This window comes from Wenyingzhuangia gilva (genome assembly GCF_030519655.1).
GTDB classification, from domain to species: domain Bacteria; phylum Bacteroidota; class Bacteroidia; order Flavobacteriales; family Flavobacteriaceae; genus Wenyingzhuangia; species Wenyingzhuangia gilva.
Genome location: NZ_JAUMIT010000027.1, coordinates 1 through 3,160 on the forward strand (window position 1 = coordinate 1; position 3,160 = coordinate 3,160).

Sequence of the window (3,160 nt, forward strand, 5' to 3'; positions counted from 1 at the left end):
TAGAGAGATTTTATACCATTTATCTACGGGTGTTAAAATGAAAGACTTACCTAAAAGAATCAATTTATCATTGGCAGGTATTGAAAGACGAAAAAGAAATCTAAAAGACCTTTTTAACGTCGATAAAAGAGGAGACAAATATCTAGTTGACATAGCGAAAGAGAAAGGTTTTGTGTAAATCTAAAAACGATACAAAAACTAAGGTTTTTCCTTAGGAATGATAAGTGTTGTTGTGTTGGGGAATTTGAATAAGATTCAGTGAATAGTAAAACAAATAACAATAATTAATTTTCTGTAATTGATGCTTTTATAACCTAAAATGAAAATTCAATATATTATTTAAAACAACAAAACCACTTCTATTAAAAAGTGGTTTTGTTGTTTTCTATTTATGATACTACAAATTATTCGTTTATTGTAACTGAGTTTAAAGATGCTTTAGCTTTGGTTTCCCATTCACTTTTTTGAGACTCCAAACAATTAAATGTACACATTAGCATTCTACCTTCTAAAACTGTAATATACATGATATTATAGATTTTTGAATCTGTTGCAGGGGTCATAAACTCTAGTACAATAAAATCTTTTCCATTGACTTTTTGCATCTCGTTTTTATACCATTTTATTTGTGGATAAATAGAACTAAATTGTCCTACAAAAGCAGGTAACAATTCTGGTAATTTATCTTTTGGTATGGCATTTTTGGTATGATTAAAAACAAAGTTGATAGTTCCATTTTCGTTTGTATAAACCAAAGTAGGTCTATTACTTGATGGATATTTTACGGCTAACATTTCTGCACTCATCAAACCAAAACCTTCTGGTAAATCAATTATTAATTTACCGCCTAAAAGATTTAATTTACCCAAAGCTCTATTTATTGAATTTCCTGAATAAATAGATTCATGCGATAATTGATTTCTAATTTCTATTTTATTCTCATTTGCTCTGATAGATTGTCCTATTATTAGGAGAGCTAAAACTAATACTCTTATTGATTCCATTTTTTAATTACCTCTTTTGCTTGATTTACAATTTCCACCCATTTAAAATCTTCTAATATTTCTTTATCCGAAAACTTAGATTCATATGTATCTAGCATCTTTTCAAACACAACTAGCTCATCAACAGGGCATTTATTTTTCTCATCTTTTTTTAATTCTAAGATAAAATCTTCAAAACAATAGCTATCAAAAAGAAGACTAATATCTTCATCGAAAGAGGATGTATGGTTATTGTCTTGACCTAACCAAACCCTTTTTTGCCTATCATAATCCGAAAAACATTTAATCATATAATAAATATTCTCCTCCCATCTTTTATCCATAATTATTGATATTTAAAATCTTTTGTTGGTTGATGAGCTGCATCTGAATCAGGTTTAACCTCACTACCATTCTTATCAATCATTTTACCATTCTTAACTTGTTTTGTATAAGGTTTTTGTTGGGCAGGAAAAGAACTATTAGGGTTTCCTGTTTGTGTTCTCACATTATTACCTCCTGGATTTTTTGGGTCTTTATAAATGGTTCCTTGTTTATTTGTCGTTGTTTTTAAATTTTTCTGCATGTTTTCAGGAAGTTGTTTCATTACTGTTCCGCCAGCATCACCCGCAGGACCTATAGCCTTGACAGATTTCTTGGTAGTATTAGCGGTTTTCATAGTTGCCTCCACAACATCATCTGCTTTACCAGCTACTTTAGCAAATTTCTTACCCAACTTAGCACCCCCAGCAGCCAAACCAGCTCCAGGAACAGCTGCGGCTAATGACATAGCTAAATTAGCACCATGCTCTTTTGCACCATCCATATCTCCTGTAGCAAGAGCATATACTGCTCTTCCTCCAGATATAGTTGCATTAGCAGCATCTGCTATATTTCCAACCCCTGGAATCATACCCGCTACATCTAATCCTGTTTGTACAGCATCTAAAACACCGCCCCATTCAGGCCACATTCCATCATAATCTACAAAACGTATTGGGTTATCAAACGCGTAATTGTATGGAGAATGTCTTCTTCCTTTTTCAGCAAGAGGATCTAAATTCATCCACCTACCAAGAGCAGGATCATAATTTCTAGCGCTAATATCGTACCAATTTAGTTGATTTCCTAATATATTCTCATCCTGTAATTCTTTTCCACCAAACTTTTTCTTAAGGGCTAAGTTACTAGAATTTACGGCATCATTATAACCTTTGTGTTTAAGCCCAAAGGGATAGTAGTTGTTTTCTTCTAATATTTCAAGTCCATTGGTTTCTTTAACAATTTTTACATCATCAAACCAAACTTTACCAGCTTTGTTATTATCTATTCTTACATTAAGTTCTCTTACTTCTTTAGGAATTAAGAATGTATTAGATACAAATTGCCAACTCCCTTGCGTAGTAATTTTTGTCCTATAATGACCACTAGGAAATCCCGTTTCTCCTGTTTCTCTAGAGGATAAATATATTTCAGCATCATTATTGGCTATATTTTCTATAAATATCCACCCTGATACAGTATAATATGTGTCTTCTGAATTATTTATTGGTGTCCAAGTATCACTGTAAACATACTTTTCCCAATTGGTAGGGTAATTATCATCTATTCTTCCTGAATAATTTCCAGTTTTCTTTTTACTAGTATCTATAGCTGTTATACTCCAACCAAAGGAATTAATACTCTTATCCCAATTTGTGATACTTTCAAAACCATCAGTAAAAATTGTCTCTCTAATTGAATTATAACTCAACCTTACATTCCCTAAATGGTCTTTGTATTGATAAACATAATCATACCCATTTTCGGTATCTACAAACCCCTCTGCATGGTTAAAAAACTTCAATAAACCGTCTTTATATACATAATTCCCTGCATAATCTGTTACTACTGTTGGGGAACCATATCTCAAAACACTTTTTCTTATTTTATTACCTAAAGCATCGTAAACATATTCAATTCTATCATCTGGACTAAATTGTACATTATCAGGTAAATTTAGGTGATTATAACCTATGCTAGCAATGCCTTTGTTTAAGTCTTGAGTCATATTCCCATTGTCATCATAGTCATAATCATTACCAGTATTGGTACCGTCTTTAAAACCTTGGGTATCGTTAGTATCATAACCAGTATCAGTAACCTTAATTAGCTTATTACTATTAGGCGCATAAGAA

Annotated in this window: 3 protein-coding genes; all 3 read right to left on the bottom strand. The window is 31.9% G+C overall.

Translation table 11 applies throughout. The features are described 5' to 3' along the window. Window positions 1–404: 404 nt before the first annotated feature. Window positions 405–1,004, bottom strand: coding sequence for a hypothetical protein (locus QVZ41_RS14475; protein ID WP_302885360.1), 600 nt, complete (start codon window positions 1,002–1,004; stop codon window positions 405–407). After that, window positions 992–1,327, bottom strand: coding sequence for a hypothetical protein (locus QVZ41_RS14480; RefSeq protein WP_302885361.1), 336 nt, complete (start codon window positions 1,325–1,327; stop codon window positions 992–994). The genes QVZ41_RS14475 and QVZ41_RS14480 overlap by 13 nt, the downstream gene beginning before the upstream one ends. A gap of 2 nt (window positions 1,328–1,329) precedes the next feature. After that, on the bottom strand, window positions 1,330–3,160 hold a 1,831-nt coding region (locus QVZ41_RS14485; RefSeq protein WP_302885362.1), incomplete at its 5' end, for an RHS repeat-associated core domain-containing protein.

What these genes read in the sequence shown, in the direction of transcription:
- QVZ41_RS14475 (WP_302885360.1), bottom strand. Translation starts at nt 1,004, where the DNA reads ATGGAATCAATAAGAGTATTAGTTTTAGCTCTCCTAATAATAGGACAA.
- QVZ41_RS14480 (WP_302885361.1), bottom strand. Translation starts at nt 1,327, where the DNA reads ATGGATAAAAGATGGGAGGAGAATATTTATTATATGATTAAATGTTTT.